Origin of the sequence: Massilia sp. BHUDP2 (assembly GCF_046236355.1) — a bacterium.
Classification (GTDB): domain Bacteria; phylum Pseudomonadota; class Gammaproteobacteria; order Burkholderiales; family Burkholderiaceae_D; genus Telluria; species Telluria varians.
Map to the genome: position 1 here is coordinate 933,568 of NZ_JBJUVW010000003.1, position 21,761 is coordinate 955,328.

At 67.4% G+C, this 21,761-nt stretch carries 15 protein-coding genes; 8 read left to right on the forward strand and 7 right to left on the reverse strand.

Features of this window, described 5'->3' with window-relative positions; genetic code table 11:
* Nucleotides 1–6 precede the first annotated feature (6 nt).
* The 5 genes from ACK6C6_RS20995 to ACK6C6_RS21015 form a co-directional block, all read right to left on the reverse strand.
* On the reverse strand, nucleotides 7–1,743 hold the full coding sequence (locus tag ACK6C6_RS20995) for a PHB depolymerase family esterase (protein ID WP_409269089.1): 1,737 nt from the start codon (nucleotides 1,741–1,743) through the stop codon (nucleotides 7–9).
* A gap of 295 nt (nucleotides 1,744–2,038) precedes the next feature.
* On the reverse strand, nucleotides 2,039–3,940 hold the full coding sequence (locus ACK6C6_RS21000) for a DUF885 domain-containing protein (protein ID WP_409269090.1): 1,902 nt from the start codon (nucleotides 3,938–3,940) through the stop codon (nucleotides 2,039–2,041).
* Between the two features lie 127 nt (nucleotides 3,941–4,067).
* The gene (locus tag ACK6C6_RS21005; protein ID WP_409269091.1) at nucleotides 4,068–4,550 is read right to left on the reverse strand and encodes a hypothetical protein; all 483 of its coding nucleotides are present in this window, start codon (nucleotides 4,548–4,550) and stop codon (nucleotides 4,068–4,070) included.
* Nucleotides 4,551–4,599: 49 nt separating this feature from the next.
* Nucleotides 4,600–8,715, reverse strand: a complete 4,116-nt coding sequence (locus ACK6C6_RS21010; protein WP_409269092.1) for an SNF2-related protein — start codon at nucleotides 8,713–8,715, stop codon at nucleotides 4,600–4,602.
* Nucleotides 8,712–10,625, reverse strand: coding sequence for a S9 family peptidase (locus ACK6C6_RS21015; RefSeq protein ID WP_409269094.1), 1,914 nt, complete (start codon nucleotides 10,623–10,625; stop codon nucleotides 8,712–8,714). The genes ACK6C6_RS21010 and ACK6C6_RS21015 overlap by 4 nt, the downstream gene beginning before the upstream one ends.
* Nucleotides 10,626–10,714: 89 nt before the next feature.
* Here ACK6C6_RS21015 and hemE point away from each other — a divergent pair, with 89 nt between their 5' ends.
* The 4 genes from hemE (at nucleotide 10,715) to ACK6C6_RS21035 (ending at nucleotide 16,106) form a co-directional block, all read left to right on the forward strand.
* Nucleotides 10,715–11,797, forward strand: a complete 1,083-nt coding sequence (gene hemE, locus ACK6C6_RS21020; protein WP_409269095.1) for a uroporphyrinogen decarboxylase — start codon at nucleotides 10,715–10,717, stop codon at nucleotides 11,795–11,797.
* 565 nt (nucleotides 11,798–12,362) lie between these two features.
* Nucleotides 12,363–14,369 (forward strand): primosomal protein N', encoded by a 2,007-nt coding sequence (locus ACK6C6_RS21025; RefSeq protein WP_409269096.1) that lies wholly within the window; start codon nucleotides 12,363–12,365, stop codon nucleotides 14,367–14,369.
* Between the two features lie 22 nt (nucleotides 14,370–14,391).
* Nucleotides 14,392–15,216, forward strand: a complete 825-nt coding sequence (locus ACK6C6_RS21030; protein WP_409269097.1) for a hypothetical protein — start codon at nucleotides 14,392–14,394, stop codon at nucleotides 15,214–15,216.
* A 68-nt stretch (nucleotides 15,217–15,284) separates the two neighbouring features.
* Entirely contained in the window at nucleotides 15,285–16,106 is an 822-nt protein-coding gene (locus ACK6C6_RS21035) for a hypothetical protein (protein ID WP_409269098.1), read from the forward strand.
* On the opposite strand, the gene ACK6C6_RS21040 is transcribed toward ACK6C6_RS21035, so the two are convergent.
* On the reverse strand, nucleotides 16,075–16,941 hold the full coding sequence (locus tag ACK6C6_RS21040; protein ID WP_409269099.1) for an oxygenase MpaB family protein: 867 nt from the start codon (nucleotides 16,939–16,941) through the stop codon (nucleotides 16,075–16,077). The two genes, ACK6C6_RS21035 and ACK6C6_RS21040, sit on opposite strands and share 32 nt — an antisense overlap.
* A gap of 113 nt (nucleotides 16,942–17,054) precedes the next feature.
* Here ACK6C6_RS21040 and ACK6C6_RS21045 point away from each other — a divergent pair, with 113 nt between their 5' ends.
* Complete coding sequence (locus tag ACK6C6_RS21045) at nucleotides 17,055–18,494, forward strand: dihydrolipoyl dehydrogenase (protein ID WP_409269100.1); 1,440 nt, start codon at nucleotides 17,055–17,057, stop codon at nucleotides 18,492–18,494.
* Between the two features lie 41 nt (nucleotides 18,495–18,535).
* On the opposite strand, the gene ACK6C6_RS21050 is transcribed toward ACK6C6_RS21045, so the two are convergent.
* Nucleotides 18,536–19,021 (reverse strand): SRPBCC family protein, encoded by a 486-nt coding sequence (locus tag ACK6C6_RS21050; protein ID WP_409269101.1) that lies wholly within the window; start codon nucleotides 19,019–19,021, stop codon nucleotides 18,536–18,538.
* Nucleotides 19,022–19,182: 161 nt separating this feature from the next.
* Here ACK6C6_RS21050 and modA point away from each other — a divergent pair, with 161 nt between their 5' ends.
* Genes modA through modC form a run of 3 tightly spaced genes read left to right on the forward strand, consistent with a single transcriptional unit; the run spans nucleotide 19,183 to nucleotide 21,689 of the window.
* Entirely contained in the window at nucleotides 19,183–19,929 is a 747-nt protein-coding gene (modA, locus tag ACK6C6_RS21055; RefSeq protein WP_409269103.1) for a molybdate ABC transporter substrate-binding protein, read from the forward strand.
* Nucleotides 19,930–19,935: 6 nt separating this feature from the next.
* Nucleotides 19,936–20,616 carry a molybdate ABC transporter permease subunit gene (gene modB, locus ACK6C6_RS21060; protein ID WP_027866477.1) on the forward strand — a complete coding sequence of 227 codons (681 nt, stop codon included), beginning with the start codon at nucleotides 19,936–19,938 and terminating at the stop codon, nucleotides 20,614–20,616.
* Nucleotides 20,613–21,689 (forward strand): molybdenum ABC transporter ATP-binding protein, encoded by a 1,077-nt coding sequence (modC, locus tag ACK6C6_RS21065; protein WP_409269104.1) that lies wholly within the window; start codon nucleotides 20,613–20,615, stop codon nucleotides 21,687–21,689. Before modB ends, modC begins: the two co-directional genes overlap by 4 nt.
* The last annotated feature ends 72 nt before the right edge of the window (nucleotides 21,690–21,761 follow it).

Here is a 21,761-nt window from a genome sequence, read left to right on the forward strand (position 1 = left end):
CATCGCCTACGGGCAGCTCCCGATGACGTAATACCCTGCCGCGGTCTGCGCCAGCGTGCTCGTGTTGAAGGTATTGTTCAAGCCCATGTTCTGGTTCGACCCATTGGCCAGCGCGTAGCCGCCGCTCGCATGGGCCCGTCCCGCCGTCACGTGCGCATAATTGCTGGCCGTCGTCGTGCTGCACACGAAGCCCGAGGTGGTCGAGGCCGTCAGGCTGGCCGACTTCGCACTCTCGACGCCGCCATTGCCGGTGCTGGATACCTGGTAGGTGTAGCTGGTGGCCGCGGTCAGGCCGGTGTCAAGGTAGCCGGTGCCGGTGAGCGGCGTGCCATTGAGCTTGGCGCCGTTGCGATAGAGGTTGTAGCCGGTGGCCCCGTTCGCGGCGTTCCAGCTGAGCGCGATGCTGTTCGCCGTGCGGGCGCCAAGCGCCAGGCCGGCGGGCGGCAGCAGGGCCGGCGCCGCGCCGACCAGGAATTGCGGGATGCTGCAGGCGCTGGAAGTCAGCCCGGTCGTGTTGTTGGTGGCGGTGACCGTGCCCGAATAATAGCCATCGGCGCGCGCCGCATAGGCCTTGCTGAAGCCGGCGCCGCTGCCCGCCGCGCTGTCGTCGACCGGGGTCGGGCCGTTCAGCACGACGCGGTAGCTGCCGATGCTGCCGACCGGATCGGTGGCGGCGCCGTTCACGGTGATGGTCGAACCCGATACGCTGGCGCTGCACGAGCTCATGCTGGGCGCCGCCGCGCGTGCGACCCGCAGGTTGTTCCTGAACCAGAAATCCATCACGAAGGCCGGGTAGTTGACCTTGGTCGCATCGACGTAGTTGCTGTTTTGGCCACCGGTGCCGGCCGGCCAGGCATGGCCCATGCCGGTGACCACGATCTCCGACGTGCGCAGCTTGCCGTTGCTGTCCGTGTAGGGCACGTTGCTGCCGCCCGTCGGCACCGTGACTGCCGCCCCTTTCGTGTAGCTGCCGCCGTAGACCTGGCGCATGGCCGCCGCGTTGAGCGGCCCGTAGGCCTGGGCCACGGTGTAGTCGTTGGTGCCCCAGACCACGCCGGCGACCTGGGTGGCGAAATGGCTGGCATTGCCGCCGGCCCAGGAGCTGCAGCTGCTGGCCACGCTGCTCGAGGTGGTGCCGGAAGGGACCATGGAGATCTGCGAGGTCGACACGGTCGGCGCCGGTCCGGCATTGATGCCGATGCCGGCGAAGATGTCGGGCGCCACGCAGCCCATCACCATGGTCTTGGCGCCGCCCGAGGACAGGCCGGTGACGTAGATCTGCTTCGGGTCGATCGCATACTGCGGGTTGCTCACGAAACGGTTGATCAGGTCGAGCAGCACCGCGTTGTGGCCGTAGCTGCGGCTGCGGTTGGTGGCGGCCCAGTCCCAGCAGTGGGCGCCGTACAGGTTGCCGGTGGCATTGGGCGCGAGGATCACGGCGCCGTACTGGTCGGCCGCCGCCTTCCAGTTGTAGCCGGCGTCGCTGCTGCTGTTGACCACGTCGTTGGCCGCGGTCTGGGCGCAGCCGTGCAGCACCAGCACCAGTGCGCGCTTGTTGTCGAGTAGCGGCGTCGTTGCGGGCCAGTAGTAGTAGCCGGTGAGGGCGCCGCCGTTGACCGTGTCGGTGGCCCAGGTCTGGTTCGCGCTCCAGGTGCCGGGTCCGGCCTGGAGTTGGGCGAAGCTCGGGGCGGCCAGCGCCATGCAGGCGGCGGCAAGCGCGGCCCGATTGAAGAGGAATGCCATTGAAAGTCTCCGTTCTGTTGTCAGTACTACGGAACCGCCTGTGGATGGACGTGACGAAGCCACGCCGGTTCCGCATGCGGAGATCGGTGCAACTGGTAAAACAAGAGGAAGGACTGGCGCTGCGCGTCCGCTAGGACGACGGTGCGGGGAGGGAAGTCATCGAAGGTCTCCGGCTTATGGGTATGGGTGCTGCATACCCATTCTAGCCTTGGAGATATTGCGCACAAGCGAGCGCGCGAGCACGCCGCTTGTGCGCTTTTGCACAGGCGGTTTCCTGTGCAACATCAAACTATGTTTACTGCATCAGTTCCGAAATCATCTTCACCGGCGCATTGCCGTAGCCGAGGAACTGGTCGTGGAATTCCTTCAGGTTGAAGCGCTCGCCCAGCTGCTGCTTGCGGCGTTCGCGCAGCTCCATGATCTGCTCGTAGCCGCTGAAGTAGCTGGTCAGCTGCACCGAGGTGAGCGTCACGCGGCGCCATTTTTCATCGGCTTCCTGGCGGGTCTGGAAGGCCTGGCGCACCAGCAGGTCGATTGCCTCCGGCTGCTGCATGCCGAGCACGTGGACGCTGTAGTCGAGAATGGTGTTGGTGACGCTGCGCAGGTTCCACTTCGAGTACATCAGCCACATCTCGGGCGCGTTGTCGCCGTAGCCGTTCTCCAGCATCATGCGCTCGCCGTACACGGCCCAGCCCTCGACCATCGCGCCGTTCCCGAACAGCGACTTCACCAGGGAGGGCGAACGGTTCGCATACACCAGCTGGGCGTAGTGGCCGGGGATGGCCTCGTGGATGTTCAGGATCTGCAGGATCCACTCGTTGTACTCGCGCAGGCTGCTCTCGGCCTGTTCCGGGCTCAAGCCGTCGAGCGGCGTGACGTTGTAATAGGTCTTGTCCTTCGGACGGTAGGGGCCCGGCGCGTCGATGCTGGCGCCGGCCACGCCGCGCTGGTACATCGGGGTCTCGCGCACTTCCAGCGGCTTGTCGGCGTCCAGGGTGAGCAGATTCTTTTCGGTGACGAACTTGTGCAGCGCCGGGATCTGGCGGCGGATCTCGGGCAGGAAGTTCTCGCGCGAGACGTGGCGCTCGGAGAGCTTGTTGATCATCATGCCGATCTTCTGGAAGCGCTCGCGCGGCTTGGCTACGCCTGCCATGTAGCGCGGCCACAGCTCGTCCGAGATCGTGTCCATGCGGGCGAGCAGCTCTTCGCGCGTGGCCAGGGCCTTGCGGAAGGTCTGTTCGGCAGTGCTGGACGACTGGATCTCGAGCGCGAACTTCTGCTCGTACAGCGCCTTGCCGGCGCGGAAGGGGCGCGGCTTGGCGGCGTTCTTGTCGAGTGCATCGAGGAAGTCGACGTAGGCCAGCACCGCAGTGCCGGCGTTGGCGATGCGCTGCGCGAAGATCGCCTTTTCCTGCGTGGTCAGGATCGATTCCTGCGCCGCCTTGCCCAGGTCGGCCAGCACCGCGATGGTGCCCGGCGCCTGCGCGATGGCGAGCTGGGTGTGTTCGCGCGTCGGATTGGCGATCGAGGCTTGCGCCGCCGCATAGAAGGCCGGCACGTTGGCCAGGCGCTTGAGGATGGTGCGCAGGCGCTGCGGCTTGGCGGCGTATTCGGTATTCAGGATCAGGTCGAGCGGCTGGGCGACGTTGTACAGCGCCGGGTTCCACTCGTATTCACGCCAGGTCGTCAGGTTCCAGCGGTCCTTTTCCAGCTTGTTCACCAGGAGGGCCAGGTCGGTGCGCTGGCGGTCCGACAGCTGGCGGGTATCGAGCTTGCCGAACTTGTCCAGCCATTCGTTGGCGAAGGCCAGCTTCTTGGCGCGGGTGGCGGCATCGGGAATGGTGAGATTGGCGGCCTGGTCGAACTTGCCGACGTAGATGCCGCCTTCCGGATCGACGCGCCACAGCGCGGTCAGGTACTGCATGCTCATCGAGTCGAAGCGGCGGTCGAGGCGTTTCTCGCTGGCGCCGGCGCTTGGGCTTACGGCGACGGCGGTAGCGGCAGTCGCTGCGGTAGCGGTGGCAACGGCCGCTTTCTTTGCCCCCTTCTTGACCGGCGCCTTGGATTTATTCGTTTTCGCTTTGACCACTTTCGTGGCTTTGGGCTTGCCCTTGGCGGGCTTGGTGGTCTTGGCGCTGGCCGGCGCCAGCGCGAAACTCGCCAGCAGGACTGCCAGCGCGATCTTCGTTTTCATCATCCTGTTCGAACCCTGTCAATTAAAAGGTCGGCTTCCGCTGTGCGGCAAGCGCAGGGCGGAGCCCGGAAGAGTAGCACCATTCAGTCCGCTTGCCGACTGCTGAAACATTCCGACACTTAATGCAGACTTAATCGACGACGCCCGAACGGATCATCTGCTGGTGGATCGCGTTGACCGTGTCGACCGCTTCGCGTCCGCGCGCGATCTGGTGCAAAACGATGCTGCTGCCCCGGGTGAAGCGGTGGCCGATATGCACCGTGTAAGAGCGCGTCACCCAGGCGAGGAAGCCGCCGGCGTAAGCAGCGTTGTCCATGTCGCGCCACTTCACGCCGTGCACGCCCTTATTCCAGGGCAGGACGCCCGACACCACCCAGACACCGACGTCGTCGTAGTACAGCATGACGCTGCGCACTACCAGCCATCGATAGCCGACGACCAGGGCCGACAGCGCCATGACCGCGGCGGCGGTCAGCTCGTTCCAGCGGAAGGCGAACGGCACCGCGACCAGGAACAGCAGCGCGGCCAGCGCCAGCACGCCGGCATAGGCCGTCCACGACTTGACGCCGATGACGCGCGCCTGTGCCGCCGTTGCCGCTTTGTCCAGTTCCATCCGTCTTTACTCTTCTGTAAAAATCGGCATGATCACATGGAATGCCGTCCTACGCCAGGCCCTGCTTCAGCATGGCGAGCATCTCGCCCGGCGACATGCGCGCCGCCATCTCGGTCCCTTCCAGCAGGCTGTCGGCCAGGTCGCGCTTGCGACCATGCAGTTCGACGATGCCTTCCTCGATGGTGCCGCGCGCTACCAGGCGGTAGATCGTGACCGGGCGCTGCTGCCCCATGCGGTGGGCGCGGTCCGAGGCCTGGTCTTCCACCGCCGGGTTCCACCACGGGTCCATGTGGATCACGTAGTCGGCCGCGGTCAGGTTGATGCCGACGCCGCCCGCCTTCAGGCTGATCAGGAACAGCTCGCCTTCGCCGGCCTGGAAGGCATCCACGCGGCGCTTGCGTTCCTGCATCGAGGTGGCGCCGTCGAGGTACTGGTAGGGAATGTGCTTGCCGTCGAGGTACTTGCGGATCAGGCTGAGGTGGTCGACGAACTGGCTGAACACCAGCACCTTGTGGCGGTTCTCCAGCAGGCCGTCGACCAGGCGCGCAAAGGCGATCAGCTTGCTGCTGGCGATGCCGGCGCCGGGCGCCACCAGTTCCGGATTGCAGACGGCGCGGCGCAGCCGCATCATCTCGGCCAGGATCTCGATCGACTTCTGGCTTTCCGGCGCTTCCAGCGCGGCCAGCTTGTCCAGCGCGTCGCGGCGCAGCGATTCGTACAGCGCGCTTTCTTCCTGGGTCAGCTCGACCGGCACCACGATCTCGGTGCGCGGCGGCAGCTCGGTGAGCACCTGGGCCTTGATGCGGCGCAGGATGAAGGGCTGCGTAAGCCGGCGCAGGCGGTTCCTGGCCCCCAGCTCGGCGCGCTTGTCCTGAGCCTTTTCGATGGGGCCGGCGAAGCGCAGCTGGAACTGGTCGGCGCTGCCCAGCAGGCCGGGGTTGATGAAGCGGAACAGGTTCCACAGCTCGCCCAGGTGGTTTTCCAGCGGGGTGCCGGTGGCCGCCATGCGGAAGTTCCCCTGCAGCGCCATCACCGCCTGCGAACGCTTGGTGTGCATGTTCTTGATGGCCTGGGCTTCGTCCAGCACGATGCTGTGCCATGGCCGTTTTGCAAACAACGCCGCCTCCAGCTGCAGCAGGCCATAGCTGGCCACCACCACGTCGAAGGGACCGGCTTCATCCAGCATCGCCGCGCGGTCGCCGGGGCCGAACAGCTTCAGTTTCAGGGTCGGCGCGAAGCGCTGGGCTTCGGCGATCCAGTTCAGGCAGACCGAGGTCGGCGCGATCACCAGCGCCGGACCATCGGGCGCACGCGTGAGCAGCAGGGCCAGGGCCTGCAGCGTCTTGCCGAGGCCCATGTCGTCGGCCAGGCAGGCGCCGACGCCCAAATGGGCCAGGCGTCCCAGCCATTCGAAGCCCTCGCGCTGGTAGTCGCGCAGCTCGGCCTGCAGGGTGGACGGCAATGTGGGGGTGAAGGCTTCGCTGTCGGCGATGCGCTTCAGGTGCTGGCGCCAGGCGGCGTCGCTGTCCACGCTGCCGGCGTCACGCGCCAGCTCCGCCAGCGAGAAGCTGGCCAGCGGATGCATGCGCAGCTCGTCCCCAATGATGGTCCCGTAGTCGCCGAGTTCCATCAGGCGGCGGTGCAGCTCGTCGCTCAGGGCCAGGTATTCGTTGTCGCCCAGCGCCACGAAGCGGCTTTTCCCTTCGCGCACGCGTTCGAGCAGCGAGCGCAGGTCCAGTACCCGCTGCTCGTCGACCACGATCTCGCCATTCGCGGCGAACCAGTCGCGGTCGCGCCGGACCTGGATGCGCACCGATTTTGAGTTCGCGCGCTTGGTGACGCGGAATTTTTCGCCCTCCGGCCAGGCCACCACCACCTTGCCCGGATCGAGGCTGCGCAGTTCCTCCACCAGTTCCAGGCACAGCAGGGGCTGGCCGAGCAGCCATTCGCCGTGCTCGAGTTCTCCGTGCTCGAGCGCCTGGCAGGCGCCGACCAGCTGGCGCTCGGCCTCGCGTTCCGCATTCAGGTCGCGCCGCGCTTCGGTGCGGATGCCGTTGACGTCGGCGATCACGCTTTCCGCGCCGGTGCCGGGCGAGTAATAGGCGCCGCCATCGAGCGGACGGACCAGCACCTGCATGCTCAGGCCCTGCTGGTAGGGGCGCAGGTGCAGGTGCAGGCGCGGGTCGGCCGCCACCTGCTCGATGTCGCCGGGGCTGGCGCCGATGTCCGACTGCACCGTGACGATCGAGGAGATCGCGCTGATCGCGCGCAGCACGCGGCGCTCGGCTTCCACCGGCACTTCCAGGCCCTCACCGACGATGGCGGCGATGCGGCGGTGTTCCTCGTTGACGCGCACCAGGCGCAGGCGGGTCGGCGTCTCGCGCGTGACGATCACTTCGCCGTCCTGCTCGCCCGGCGCGGGGTGCAGCGAGATGGTGACCTTGCCGCCGCGCGCCTTCACCAGCAGTTCCGGCTCGCCCGGCAGTAGCTCGACGCGGGTGCCCGGCGAGTCCATCCAGAACAGCAGCGGATGGCCGACCAAGGCAGCGAGCGCCTTGTCGCGCTCGAACTCGAAACGGATGCCGGTGCTGCCGTAGTAGCGCCGTCCGGCAATGCTTGCCACTGCCTGCAGGTCCTGGGCGGTGAGGAACTCGAGCTGCTGGGCATCCTCGGCCAGGCGCTTCAGGCCGATGGCGCGGCCACGGCTCCAGCCGCCCTGCGCATCGCGCTTCTGCTCGCGCGGCTCCAGCTCGCGCACGCCCATATGCTCGTCGTAGCGGATCATCCACACCAGGCGCGATTCGCGCACCACCTCGGCATTCAGCGCCGGCTGCAGGTTGATCAAAGCGTTGAGCTGGCGCTCCCAGGCTTCCTCGCGCTCGAACCAGTGGGTCAGGTCGGTGATCCGATGACGGCGCCGCAGCTCGCTCGCGCGGGCTTCATAGGTGATGGCGCCCGCTCCGCCGATCTGGCCCAGCAGCGCGGCCAGCTGGGCCGACAGCAGGTCGAAGCCGGCGCGCTCGGACTGGGCCAGCATATCCTCGATGTCCTTGCGCTTGCCCTGCAGTTGCGGCAGGCCGAGCCAGTGGTGCATCAGGGCGCGGAAGGTGAAGGGCTCGAGCGCCATCTCCCAGCTGCGCGAGGCCAGCACCTCGGCGTCGACGGTGCCGCGCCGAATCTCCTGCAGCATGCTGAGCTGGAAGACCACGGCCGTCTCCGGCCGCTGCACCGCGCGGGTGGCGATCTCCAGCCAGGCGTCGGCCAGCTTCAGCTGCGCCGGCTGGTTGCTGCGCAGGAGGGCGGCCAGGTAGAGGTGGGCGCCGATACCGTCGAACACGGCCTTGCGCTTGCCGGTCTCGCGGCGCAGCTGCTTGAGCGCCGCCTCGATGCCGGGCAGGGCGATGTCGGGCTCGTCGCGCAGCAGGGCGATCACCTTGCGCAGGAACAGGCCGGCCGCGTCGTCGACCTCCTGCAGCAGCCCGGAGGCGTCGTCGAGCCGGCCGCACAGGATCAGGTGTTCGCCCAGCGCGATGCGCAGCGCGATCGAGGGATCGCCCTGGGCCGCGTGGCTTTCCGCGGCGGCGCGGATCGCGGGCGCAAGTTGCGGTTCGCGCTGGGCATGCTGGACCAGGGTCGCCAGCACGCCGTCGCGCAGCGAGGGATCGATGCGATCGAGCAGGGCGGGCTCGAAGGGACGTGCGCAGACCTCGACCAGTGGATGCAGGTAGGACGCTTCATGGCAGCGCAGGCAGGCGGCCAGCAGCGGCGTGACGGTCGATCCGTTCTCGCCGGCCAGCAGGGCCATGCGCAGCAGGGCCAGGCCCTGGCGGTAGCTGCGCAGGACCGGCGTGCCCTGCCAGTCGCGACGCAGCGGCGTGACGCGCTCGTAGGCCGCGCGCAGGCCGGCGAACAAGTCGCCCGACAAGGCGTGCTCGATGGCCGGCCATACGGCGCCTGGCGCGATCGTGACGCCGCGCTCACCCGCCTCGAGGACCAGGCCCGCTTCGCGCAGGTGCGCCAGCTCGGCCGCCCATTGCTCGGGCGGCAGCGGCAGGCCGGCGGCCATCAGGTGTTCGAGGATGCGCTGGCGGCCCATGGGCTCGCCGCCCAGCGCCAGCAGGGACAGGAGCGCCTGCTCGCCGCTCTCCAGTTCTTGAAAAATCATGCAGCCGGCAGGTTCTCGATCTCCACCGCCGGCAGGCCGGCAGGCACGGGGATGTGGAAGACACGCAGGTAGAACACCAGCTCGGATTCCAGGGTCGTCACCACGCTCTCGGCCTTGCGGAAGCCGTGGCCTTCGCCTTCCAGGGTGATGTAGGCCACCGGCACCCGGCGCGCGCGCAGCGCCTCGACCATGGTTTCGGATTGCTGGGGCGGCACCACCATGTCGTCCAGGCCCTGGAAGAAGATCATTGGCCGTTTCAGCTTGTCGGTGTGGTGGATCGGCGAACGCTCGCGGTAGACCTGTTCGGCGCGATCCGGCGGCGCGATCAGGTACTGGTTGTAGTGCGACTCGAACTTGTGCGAATCCGCGTCCAGTCCGGCCAGGTCGGACACGCCGTAGTAGCAGGCGCCGGCCTTGAACAGGTCGTGGAAGGCGAGGGCGGACAAGGTCGTCAGGCCGCCGGCGCTGCTGCCGCGCACCAGCAGGCGCTCCGGATCGACCAGGCCCTGCTCTGCCAGGTAACGGGCGCCGGCCACGCAGTCCTCCACGTCGACCACGCCCCACTGGCCCTTGAGCAGGTCGCGGTAGGCGCGGCCGAAGCCGGTGCTGCCGCCGTAGTTCACGTCCAGCACGGCGAAGCCGCGGCTGGTCCAGAACTGGGTTGCCAGTTTGAGGGTGCTGGCCGCCATGCCGGTCGGGCCGCCGTGGCCGATGACGATCAGGGGCGGCAGTTCGCCATGTTGCGGGGCGAAGTCGGCATTGGTGGGCGGATAGTGGAAGGCGTAGGCGCTGCGGCCGTTCGCGCTGGGGTAGCTGATCGAACGCGGCACCGAGAGGTAGCCGACATCGGGCAACTGCGCGATCGAGCGCGCCAGTACCTCATGCCGGCCGCCGTCGAGGTCGATGCGCGCCAGTTCCAGCGCGACGGTGGGCGCGCCGCCCAGCAGCGCGACCGTGTGGGCGTTTACGCGCAGTTCGCGGATTTCCTCGTAGGGCGTCGGTACCTCGGTGAGCTGGCCATTGCGCAGGCGCGCCAGCTTGCTGACGCCGCCCTCGATGTAGGCGCAGACGATAGCCTCGTCCGAAGTAAAGCCATACAGCGAGCCGCCGAAGGTCCACAGCGGCCCGCCGAATTCCGCCTCGCGCGGGCACAGCGCTTCCACCACGCCATGTTCGAAGCGGTACAGGTTCCACCAGCCGCTGCGGTCGGACACGAAGTGCAGCACGCCGCCGGGCGACCATTCCGGCTGGCAGACCGATTCCTGCGGCCCGCCCGCCACCAGCCGGCCATTCGCCAGCGTGCCGTCGTCCATGATGTCGGCCAGCCACAGCTCGCTGCCTTCCCAGGGCATGCGCGGATGGTCCCAGCACAGCCAGGCCAGGTGGCGCCCGTCCGGAGAGATGCGCGGCGCGGCATAGAAGTCGTTGCCGTCCACCAGCACGGTTTCGACACCGTCGAAGCCGATGGCGGCGATCGTGTTCTCGGGGTAGTGGCCGCCGGCCGCATGGTCTTCGCGCACGGCCACCAGGCGCCGGCGCCGTGCGTCGACCACGAAGTCGGCGTAGCGCTGCTTGTTGTCCTCGGCAGTGACCGGCGCCGGCTGCGCGCCCGGCTCGACCCGGTACAGCCGGCCGTCGGCGTGGTTCGAGAACCAGGCGACGCCATCGGCGACCGTGACCGCGCCGCCGCCGTATTCGTGCACCTTGCTGCGCACGTTGAACGGGGCCGGCGTCAGTTCGCCCCGGCTGCCCACCAGCGTCGAGCGTCCCGCCTCGCTGGCCCGTCCTTCCAGCCAGTACAGGTCGGCGCCGTCGAGCACCAGCGAGGCGAGCGGCGTGGCGCCGGCCGCGACGCTTGACGCAGTGATCGGGGAGGTCCAGGTGCCGCAGGGTGCTTGCTGTTTGGTCATGGCAGTACTTTCATCGACAAGAAACGCATTATAAGTGTGCCCCCAAAGATGCGATAATGGAGGTTTTCCCTCCGCCGTCATTGTCAGCCATGCCACAATTCGCCCCGCTTCAGAACGACACCTTCCTGCGTGCGCTGCTGCGCCAGCCGACCGACTACACCCCGGTGTGGCTGATGCGCCAGGCGGGCCGCTACCTGCCGGAATACCGCGCCACGCGCAAGCAGGCGGGCTCGTTCCTGGGGCTGGCAAAGAATCCGGATTTCGCCACTGAAGTCACGCTGCAGCCGCTCGACCGCTATCCGCTGGATGCGTCGATCCTGTTCTCGGACATCCTGACGGTGCCGGACGCAATGGGCCTGGGACTGTACTTCGCCGACGGCGAGGGCCCGAAGTTCGAGCGCCCGCTGCGCACGGAAGCCGAGGTACGCGCCCTGCAGGTACCGGATATGGCGTCGCTCGACTACGTCTTCAAGGCGGTGACCCAGATCCGCACCGCCATCAACGGCCGCGTGCCCCTGATCGGTTTCTCGGGCAGCCCCTGGACCCTGGCCTGCTACATGGTCGAAGGCGGCGGTTCGCGCGAATTCCACACCATCAAGAAGATGATGTATGCGCGCCCCGACCTGATGCACCACATCCTGGACACCAACGCGCGCGCAGTGAGCCAGTACCTGAACGCCCAGATCGACGCCGGCGCCCAGGCCGTGATGATCTTCGATTCCTGGGGCGGCGCGCTGGCCGACGGCGCCTACCAGGAGTTCTCGCTGAACTACATGCGGCAAGTAGTGAGCCAGCTGCAGCGCGAGAAGGACGGCGTACGCATCCCGGCGATCGTGTTCACCAAGGGCGGCGGCCTGTGGCTGGACGAGATGGCGGACATCGGCGCCGACGCGCTGGGCCTGGACTGGACCGTCAACCTGGGAAAGGCGCGCGCGCTGGTGGGCGACCGCGTGGCCCTGCAGGGCAACCTCGACCCGGCCATCCTGTTCGCCGAACCGGAGCAGATCCGCGCCGAAGTCGAGCGCTCCTTGACCGCCTACGGCAAGCCATCGAACGGCCATGGCCACGTATTCAACCTGGGTCACGGCATCTCGCAGTTCACGCCGCCGGAGTCGGTGACCGCCATGGTCGAGGCTGTGCACGACTTCAGCCGCCAGCAGCGCGCCTCATAAGCGGCCGGTATTGTCCCCAGCTGCAGCAAGCATTGCTGCAGCAAAATCTCACTTGTTCACAAGTTCGTTAAACCGCAAAATTATTCCTGTGGACATCTTTGTCAAGCCTGAAAATACGCAAATCAATGATTCTTAAGCGTTTTTTTCATGGTGAACTGTAGGTATACACAGTAGGCCAGATCGTTTGCAGGTAAATTGTCCCGGCTTCCTGTCCATTGTTCACAAAGTTATGCACAGGATGACGGATGAGTTGTGAAAAGTGCTTCGTTTACGCGGACTTAGCTCAACTCTTCAAGTAAGGTGTGAAGATTCTGGTGCACCGCAACGAGTTTTTCCATCACACACGTGCAGTTATGCACAGCAAGGCGATTCCAGCCCGGGTTGTTAACAGGGATAACTCTAGCTTTGTAAGTCATTGAATTTACTGAATAATTTATTGTTGTTCCAGTGAATCGCGCGTTTGGAGTTGATCTAACGTAAACCTCGAACGGGGTCAAGTACAGCGCTATTCACAAAGTTTTCCACAGCTTATTGGTCCTGGTTTCCTTACTTAAGAAGGTTGGATTTGGCACACTGCTTCTTACAGGTTGCGCTCGATACACCGCTCAACAGCTGCTTCGATTACCGCTGGGAATGCCAGCCGGGCGAAGAGCCGGCGGTGGGCCAACTGGTGCTGGTGCCCTTCGCGCGCCGTGAGGTCGTGGGCCTGATCGTCGCCGTCAAGGGTGATACGGACGTCCCGGCGGACAAGCTGAAGGATGCGATCGCCGTGCGCAGCCAATTGTCGCCGCTGCCCGAGCGCTGGGTGGCGCTGGCGCGCTTCGCCGCCGACTATTACCAGCGCCCGCTCGGCGAGGTGGCGCTGCCCGGCCTGCCCAAGAACCTGCGGGTGCCGAAGACCGTGGCGCTGGACCGCGCGCTGAAAAAGCTGGCCAAGGAGGCCAGCCCGCACGATCCGACGCCCTCCGGCATGCCCGTGCTGAACCCGGCGCAGCAGGAAGCGGCGGGCAGCATCGGCGGGGCGCAGGGCTTCACCCCGATCCTGCTGTACGGCGTCACCGGCAGCGGCAAGACCGAGGTCTACCTGCAGGCCTGCGCCCAGGTGCTGGCGCGCGAGCAGGACGCCCAGATCCTGATCCTGGTCCCGGAAATCAACCTGACCCCGCAGCTGGAAGGGAACATCCGCGCGCGCTTCCCGGGCGTGATGCTGGCTACCCTGCACAGCAGCCTGTCCGAGGGCGAGCGCATGCTGCACTGGCTTGCCGCCCATGAGGGCCGCGCGCGCATCGTGCTGGGCACGCGCCTGGCGATCCTGTCCTCGCTGCCGAACCTCAAATTGATCATCATCGACGAGGAGCACGACCCCTCGTACAAGCAGCAGGAAGGCCTGCGCTATTCGGCGCGCGACCTGGCCGTGTGGCGCGCGCACCAGCTGGGCATTCCGATCGTGCTCGGTTCGGCCACGCCTTCGCTCGAGACCTGGCACCACGCCCAATCCGGCCGCTACCGCAAGCTCGAGCTGCGCGAGCGCGCCGTGCGCGACGCCGTGCTGCCCACCGTGAAGCTGGTCGACATGGAGCGCGACCGCCCCAAGGATGGCTTGACGAGCGCCCTGATCGCCGCGCTGCGGGGGCGCCTGGACCGCGGCGAGCAGTCGCTGCTGTTCCTGAACCGGCGCGGCTACGCCCCGGTGATCTGCTGCGACGCCTGCGGCTGGATCAGCAACTGCACCCGCTGCACCGCCTTCATGGTGCTGCACCGCCCCGAGCACCGGCTGCGCTGCCACCACTGCAGCCTGGAGCTGCGCATCCCGCGCCATTGCCCGACCTGCGGCAACGTTGACCTGCAGCCGCTCGGGCGCGGCACCCAGCGCATCGAGGAAGGCCTGGCGGCGATGTTCCCGGAAGCGCGCATCCTGCGCATCGACGCCGATTCCACGCGCCTGAAGGGCAGCGCCCAGGCGGCCTTCGACACCGTGCACCGGGGCGAGGTCGACATCCTGGTCGGCACCCAGATGGTCGCCAAGGGCCACGACTTCAAGAAGCTCACCCTGGTGGGCATCCTGAATCCGGACACCGCCCTGTTCTCGCAGGACTACCGCGCCAGCGAGCGCCTGTTCGCCCAGCTGATGCAGGTGGCGGGGCGCGCCGGACGGGCCGGAGCCGCTTCGGAGGTGCTGGTGCAGACCCGCTACGCCAGCCACCCGCTGTACGGCGCCGTCGTGCGCCACGACTACGACCGCTTCGCCGGCAGCCTGCTGGAAGAGCGCCGCCAGGCCGGCCTGCCGCCCTTCATGTACCAGGCGCTGCTGCGCGCCGAGGCCCCCGAGCTGGCCAATGCGATCGCCTTCCTGGAGGCGGCGCGCGACAGCCTGGTGTGGGATGCGGTGATGATCAACGACCCGATCCCGATGACGATGACGCGCGTGCACAACGTCGACCGTGCGCAGCTGCTGGTGGAATCGAGCTCGCGCCCGGCCCTGCAGGCTTTCCTGCGCGAGTGGGTCGAGATCCTGCGCGGGATGAAATCGCGCGTGCGCTGGTCGCTCGAGGTCGATCCGCTCGATATCTAAGCCAACGTACCGAAAGCCTGCCATGAGCTTCCCGACTGCCGCACGCCTCCCGCTTCTGCTTGCATTGCTTGCCCTGCTGCCCGCGGCGCAGCTTGGGGCCGCGACGCGTGCCGGACTCGATGTGGTCCATGAGGTACGCAACCGGATCGCGGCAGGCGACTGCGGGGCCGCCGTGGAGCGCCTCAGGAGCGGGCTGAAATGGGGCTATCCCGAGGTGGTGCTGCTGGCCGGATCGATGTACGAGCACGGCATCTGCGTCAAGGCCAGCTGGGACACTGCGCTGACTTTCTACGTCCGGGCCCACGAGGGCGGGGCGCCGGAAGCCGCCGAACGGATCGCCGCCGGTTTTGCCGACCCGGCCAGGGGGCCCGACGCCGCGGCGGCGCTGTGGTGGAACCTGCGGGGCCGTGCCGGCGCGGGTGCCGAGGCCTGCGCCGTCAGCCCGCAGGCCGCAACGGACCCGGATCGCTTCGTCGAGGAACTGCGTACCTGGCATGCGTCCAAACTGGCGATCTGCAACTACGTCGTCGGCGTGATCTCGACGATTTCCGCAGAAATGCGCTATCCGGGCCACGCCGAGGTGCTTGGCCTGGGTGGCGAAGTGAGCTTGCGCTTCCTGCCCGGGGTGCCGCGCATCGACCTGAAAATGGGCGGCAGCGGCGCCTATGTCCCGTACGGCGTGGTCAAGGGCGATTCGCTGCCCAGCCGCCCTCTGGCGCCGCTGACCGGCTCGTTCGAGCATTCGATGCACGCGCTGGTCAATTACGCCCTGCGCCGCTATCCGCAGCCGGCCGGCATTCCCGCCGATGCCCAGGCCGAGGTCCAGTTCCTGTTCAAGCGCGAATGAGGCAATCCGAGAGAATTCACGTCTATCCGCACTGCTAGACTGTTCCCTTGTTCCGACTGGGGCCCGCCATGCGCGCTTTGACAATCGCTTTCCTCATGCTTGCCCTGCTCGGGGCATCCCACCACGCCGGCGCGGGCACCCGTTCCGGCGCCCTGGCCGTCGACGCCATCCGCGTCAGCATCGCCGCGCAGGACTGCCGGCAGGCCGTGGACCGGCTCAAGAGCGGCCTGAAGAACGAGTACCCGGAAGTCTTCCTGCTGGCCGGCTCGATGTACGAGAACGGCATCTGCGTGCGGCGCGACTGGGATCGCGCGGTCACGTTCTACGTCCAGGCGCATGACGCGGGCGAAAAGGATGGCGCCGCGCGGATCGCGGCCGGCTACGCCGACCCGGCCAATGGAGCCGACGTGGCGGCCGCGCTCTGGTGGGCGATGAAGACGCCCCCATTCCGGTCGGGAGCGTGCGGCATGCCGAAAGAAGCGACGGCGGACCCCGACCGCTTCGTCGCGGAACTGAAGACCTGGCCGCCGGCCCGGCTGGCGGCCTGCAATTACGTTGCGGGCGTGTTGTCCACCATTGCCGCCGAGGTGAAGTATCCGGACCAGGCCGCGGCCCATGCGATCGGCGGCGACGTGAAGCTGCGCTTCCTGCCGGGCATACCGCGCATCGACTTGCAGCGCGGCGAATCGCGCGAGTACGAGATGGTGGGCTGGGTCATGGCCGACACGCTGCGCGACCGCAAGACAAGGCGGATGGCCAACGGTTTCGAGGCGGAGCTGAGCCGCGTGGCCAATCGCGCGCTGCAGCGCTACCCGCATCCCGGCGGCATTCCGGCCGATACCCTGATCGAGACGACATTCACTTTCGGGATCCAGTACCAGATGCGCTGAGCCGCCGGGCAGCCTGGGCGGCCGGGGTATCCCCCAGCGGCAGCAGGACGCATGAACGCGCCAGCGCACGCACGAGCGCCCCCTCGCCGGGACGCAGGCCCTGCTTGCGCAGCTGGGGCAGCGAAGCGACCGGCTCCGGCACGATGTCCACGGCGGCGCGTACCAGCAGCCGCTGCAGGGGCCGCATCGGTCCCGGCACCAGCGGCGTCTCGTGCATGATCCGCAGGAAGTCGGCCAGGATGGCGGAGCCTTCCAGCCGGGGCGCCGTTTCGGCCAGCAAGGCTTCCCAGGCTCCCCAGGAGCGCGGCGCGCCAAGCGCGCCATACAGCCGGGCCGCGCTCTCGCCTTCGGCAAAGGCGGCGTCCTTCTCGGGCGCCGACAGCGGCCGCAGGTAGCGGTGGTAGGCTTCGGTGAAGCCGAAGGCGGCGGTGGCCTGCACCCAGTCGAGCAGGCGCGGGTCGTTGGCGCGGTAGGGCAGGCCCGCGGGCGTCGTGCCCCGCACCCGCTCATGCATGCGCACCACGCGCGCGATCATCTGCTCGGCCGCCGAGCGCGGCCCGTAGACGGTCATCATGGCCGCGAAGCCGGTGCGGCGCAGGCGCATGACCGGGTCCTGCCGGAAGCCGCCCTGGTCCCACACGCCGGAGCGCACCGAGGGCTCGCTCAGCTCGAGCAGCACCGCCGCTACCCCGCCCACGAACAGGACCACCGGATTGGCGAACACCTGCCAGGCGATGCCGTCGCGGGGCGCGAGCGCCGGCTCGCCCGCCGGCTGGCTGAAGTCGAAGGCCATGCCGGGAGGCGGGCGCAGCAGCTCCCTGATCGGTTCCAGCATTCGCCCTCCCATGGTGACAGGCGATCATGGTGGCACATTGGCCCGGTTCCGGCGGTCCGGCTGAAAATCGCGTATCGTTTCGTCATCATCTGTAGAGAGACCCGGAGAAGACGATGAACAAACTGGATGTGGATGTCGCCATCATCGGCACCGGCACCGCCGGCATGACGGCCTATCGGGCGGCGAAGGCGCAAGGAGCCCGGGTGGTGGTCATCGAAAGCAGCCACTACGGCACCACCTGCGCACGGGTCGGCTGCATGCCCAGCAAGCTCCTGATCGCCGCAAGCGAGGCCGCGCACGTGATGCAGCACAGCGCGCCCTTCGGCGTGCACGCGGGCGAAGTCCGCATCGACGGCCGCGCCGTGATGGAGCGCGTGCGGCGCGAGCGCGACCGCTTCGTGGGCTTCGTGCTGGAAAGCGTCGAGTCCTTCGATGACGCAGACAAGCTGCGCGGCCATGCGCGCTTCACCGGCCCGCATACCCTGCTCGTGGACGATCACACCGAGATCAGCGCCGGCCGCGTCGTCATCGCCACCGGCTCCACGCCGCTGCGCCTGCCGGTGCTGGAGAAGGTCGGCCCCGGCATCGCTACCTCCGACGACGTGTTCTACTGGGACGACCTGCCGAAGTCGGTGGCCGTGATCGGCACCGGCGTGATCGGCCTGGAGCTGGGCCAGGCCCTGCAGCGCCTGGGCGTGCGCGTGAAGCTGTTCGCGCGCGGCGGCAGCATCGCCCACCTGAGCGACCCGGAAGTGCTGCGCAGCGCCACCCGCGTGCTCACCGAGGAACTCGACATCCAGTTCCAGTCGAAGGTGGTGGGCGCGGTGCAGGAGGGAGACGAAGTGGCATTGCGCTACAGCGACGCCCTCGGCGAAGAGAAGACCGAACGTTTCCAGGTCGTGCTGATGGCGGCCGGCCGCACGCCCAATGTGCACGACATCGGGCTGGAGCACACGGGCCTGGAGCGCGGGCCGGACGGCATTCCGCTGTTCGACGTCCGCACCATGCAGTGCGGGACCAGCCACATCTTCATCGCCGGCGACGCCAACAACGAGCGCCCGCTGCTGCACGACGCGGCCGACCACGGCAAGATCGCGGGGGACAACGCCGGCCGCTATCCGGACGTGCGTCCGGGATTGCGCCGCACGCCGATCGCGGTGGCCTTCACCGACCCGAACATCGCCACCCTGGGCGCGAACTACCGCAGCCTGTGCGAAGGGGGCAAGCGCAAGTTCGCGGTCGGTTCGGTCTCGTTCGCGAACCAGGGCCGCAGCCGGGTGATGTTGCAGAACAAGGGGATGCTGCGGGTGTATGCGGAATACGGATCGCGCCGCTTCCTGGGCGCCGAGATGATCGCCCCGCGCGCCGAGCACCTCGCGCACACCCTGTCCTGGGCCTGCCAGATGCGCATGACGGTGGACCAGATGCTGGAGATGCCCTTTTATCATCCGGTGATCGAGGAGGGCGTGCGCACCGCCCTGCGCGACCTGGCGCATAACCTGGCCAAGGGAGAGAGCGAGATCGACCCGGCCGATACCGAGCCGGGTACGTAGATCAATTTGGCTTAATCATTCGCCAAAAAGATTAGCGAAACTTAATTCAGGTAGCTGGCATCCAGCTTGCCCTCGCCGGCGAGCTGGCGCAGGATGCGCACGGTGTCGATGTCGGCTTCCTGGTAGGCCGAGCGCTTGAAGTCGTCGTACATGGCGTTGGCCGGGTCGGTGTGCTCGCCCTGGCCGTCGTCGTAGCAGAAGCGCACCAGCAGCATGGCGTCGGTCGGCGCCTCGATGATCATCTTCAGGCTGGAGGCGGCGATCTCGCCCTGGGCCGGCACTTCGTAGCGCACTTCCTTCAGCGGGGTCAGGTACACGACGTCGTCGATCACCAGGTCGCCGTAGCGCAGGCGGCGCGCAAAGCTGCCGCTGGTCCTGTCGCCGATCGTGCATTCGTCCAGGTGCGGCACGAACATGGTCGGCGATTCGGCGCGCAGCACCAGCCCGCGCCACAGCTGTTCGATCGAAATGGTGTCGATCAGCGGATTGAGCGGATCGTTGATCTGGATGAGATGTTCAAATTTCATGGTGCAGTCCGAATAAGGCCTGGCGCGCGGCGCCACAAGGCTGCGATGGTACCCGATTGCGTGTCCCGGCGTCGCCGCTGCCCCGGCGGGCAGGCGCGCTTTCATTGGTACATTGGTAATATAGCGGTAGTTCTTCACCGTCCCCGTCTCGAAAGGGTGTCATGCAGCGTTTCCTCAGTCTCGCCCTCATCGCCATGGCATGCGCCGCGGGCGCCCATGCCGGGGAAGTCCAGGTAGCGGTTGCCGCCAATTTCACGGCTCCGATGCACGCCATTGCCGCGCAATTCGAACGGGACACCGGCCACCGGGCCAGGCTGGCATTCGGTTCCACCGGCAAGTTCTATGCGCAGATCAGGAACGGCGCGCCCTTCGAAGTCTTGCTCGCCGCGGACGATGAGACCCCGGCGCGGCTGGAAAACGAGGGCCAGGCGGCGCCCGGCACCCGTTTTACCTACGCAATCGGCAAGCTGGTCCTGTGGTCGGCCCGGGCCGGTGTCGTGGATGCCAAAGGCGAGGTGTTGCGGACAGGCGATTTCCGGCATCTCGCCATCGCCAATCCCAAGACCGCGCCGTATGGCGCGGCAGCAGTCGCCGTCCTGAAAAAGCTGAACCTGTTCGATGCGGTGCAGGCCAGGCTGGTGCAGGGCGAGAACATCGCGCAGACGCACCAGTTCATCAGTACCGGGAATGCGCAGCTCGGCTTCGTCGCGCTGTCCCAGGTGGCCAGGGACGGCAGGATCGCCGCGGGTTCCGGCTGGATCGTGCCGGCCAGCCTGCATGAGCCGATCCGCCAGGACGCGCTGGTCCTGGCCAGGGGACGCGGCAACCCTGCCGCACAGGCCCTGCTGGACTACCTGAAGTCGGCCAAGGCCCGCGCCATCATCCAGTCCTTCGGCTACGCGCTGTAAACCGGCATGGCAGAGGAAAACCTGGCAGCCGTGTGGCTGACGCTCAAGCTGGCGTCGATCGTCACGGTCCTGTTGCTCATCCTTGGGACGCCGATCGCCTGGTGGCTGGCGCGCACGCGTTCGCGCATGAAAAGCGCGGTGGGCGCGGTCGTGGCGCTGCCCCTGGTCCTGCCGCCGACCGTGCTCGGTTTCTACCTGCTGGTCGCCATGGGACCGAACGGGCCGGTCGGTCGCGCCACCGATGCCCTGGGCCTGGGCACCCTGCCGTTCACCTTCCCCGGGCTGGTGATCGCCTCGGTGTTCTATTCCATGCCCTTCGTCGTGCAGCCCCTGCAAAATGCCTTCGAGGCGATCGGCGAGCGCCCGCTGGAAGTGGCGGCGACCCTGCGCGCCAGCCCCTGGGATACCTTCTGGTCGGTCGTGGTACCGCTGGCGCGCCCCGGCTTCCTGTCCGGCGCCGTGCTCGGTTTCGCGCATACGATCGGCGAGTTCGGCGTGATCCTGATGATCGGCGGGAACATCCCGGACAAGACCCGTGTGGTCTCGGTCCAGATCTACGACCACGTCGAGGCCATGGAATATGCGCAGGCGCATTGGCTGGCAGGCGGCATGCTCGTGTTCAGTTTCCTTGTTCTGCTGGCCCTGTACACCTTCAATCCGCCGGCGGTGAAAGGCATCAAGGGATGAGCGGCATCCGCGCCAGTTTCCGCATCGACCGCGGCGGCTTCATGCTCGATGTCGACCTCGCCTTGCCGGGGCGCGGGGTGAGCGCCCTGTTCGGCCCCTCGGGTTCGGGCAAGACCACCTGCCTGCGTGCGATCGCCGGCCTGGAGCGCGCACCGAACGGCTATGTCGCGCTGGGCGACGAGGTATGGCAGGATGAGGCGCGCAAGGCGTTCGTGCCGACGCACCAGCGCGCCCTGGGCGTCGTGTTCCAGGAAGCCAGCCTGTTCCCGCACCTGAGCGTGCGCGGCAACCTGGAATTCGGCTTGAAGCGGGTCGCCGGCGCCGACCGCCGCTTCGAGCTCGGGCCGGTGGCCGTCATGCTCGGCATCGAGCGGCTGCTCGAGCGTAAGCCGGCGAGCCTGTCCGGCGGCGAGCGCCAGCGTGTGGCGATCGCCCGCGCCTTGCTGTCGTCGCCGCGCCTGCTGCTCATGGACGAGCCGCTCGCCGCACTCGACCTCAAGCGCAAGCAGGAAATCCTGCCTTACCTGGAGCGCATGCATGACGAGCTCTCCATTCCCATCATCTATGTCAGCCACGCGCCCGACGAAGTGGCGCGCCTGGCCGACCACCTGGTGCTGCTCGACGCCGGACGCGTAGTGGCCAGCGGCCCGCTCACCGAAGCGCTGGCCCGCGCCGACCTGCCGCCGGTATTCGCCGACGATACCGGGGTGGTGCTGGAGACCGTGCTGGCCGGGCACGAAGCCGACGATCTTTCGCGCCTGGCGTTCGAGGGCGGTGCGCTGTTCGTCGGACGCCGCAGCGAGCCGGTGGGCAGCCGCCTGCGCTGCCGCATCCATGCACGCGATGTCAGCATCGCGCTGGAGCGGCCCCAGCGCAGCAGTATCGTGAATCTCCTGCCCGCCGTCGTGACGGCCACCGCGGCCACCGACACGCCGGGACACGTGCTGGTGCAGATGCGCATGGGCGAGGTGCCGCTGCTGGCCCGCATTTCGGAACGCTCGCGGCGCGAGCTGGACATCCGCCCCGGCCTGCAGGTCTGGGCTCAGGTCAAGGCGGTGGCATTGCTCGCATAGAAGGGTGTTGCAAAACGGGTTTTTTACGGCATCCTTTTGGCGCGGTTTCGAACTCAGCCTTACAATACCCGG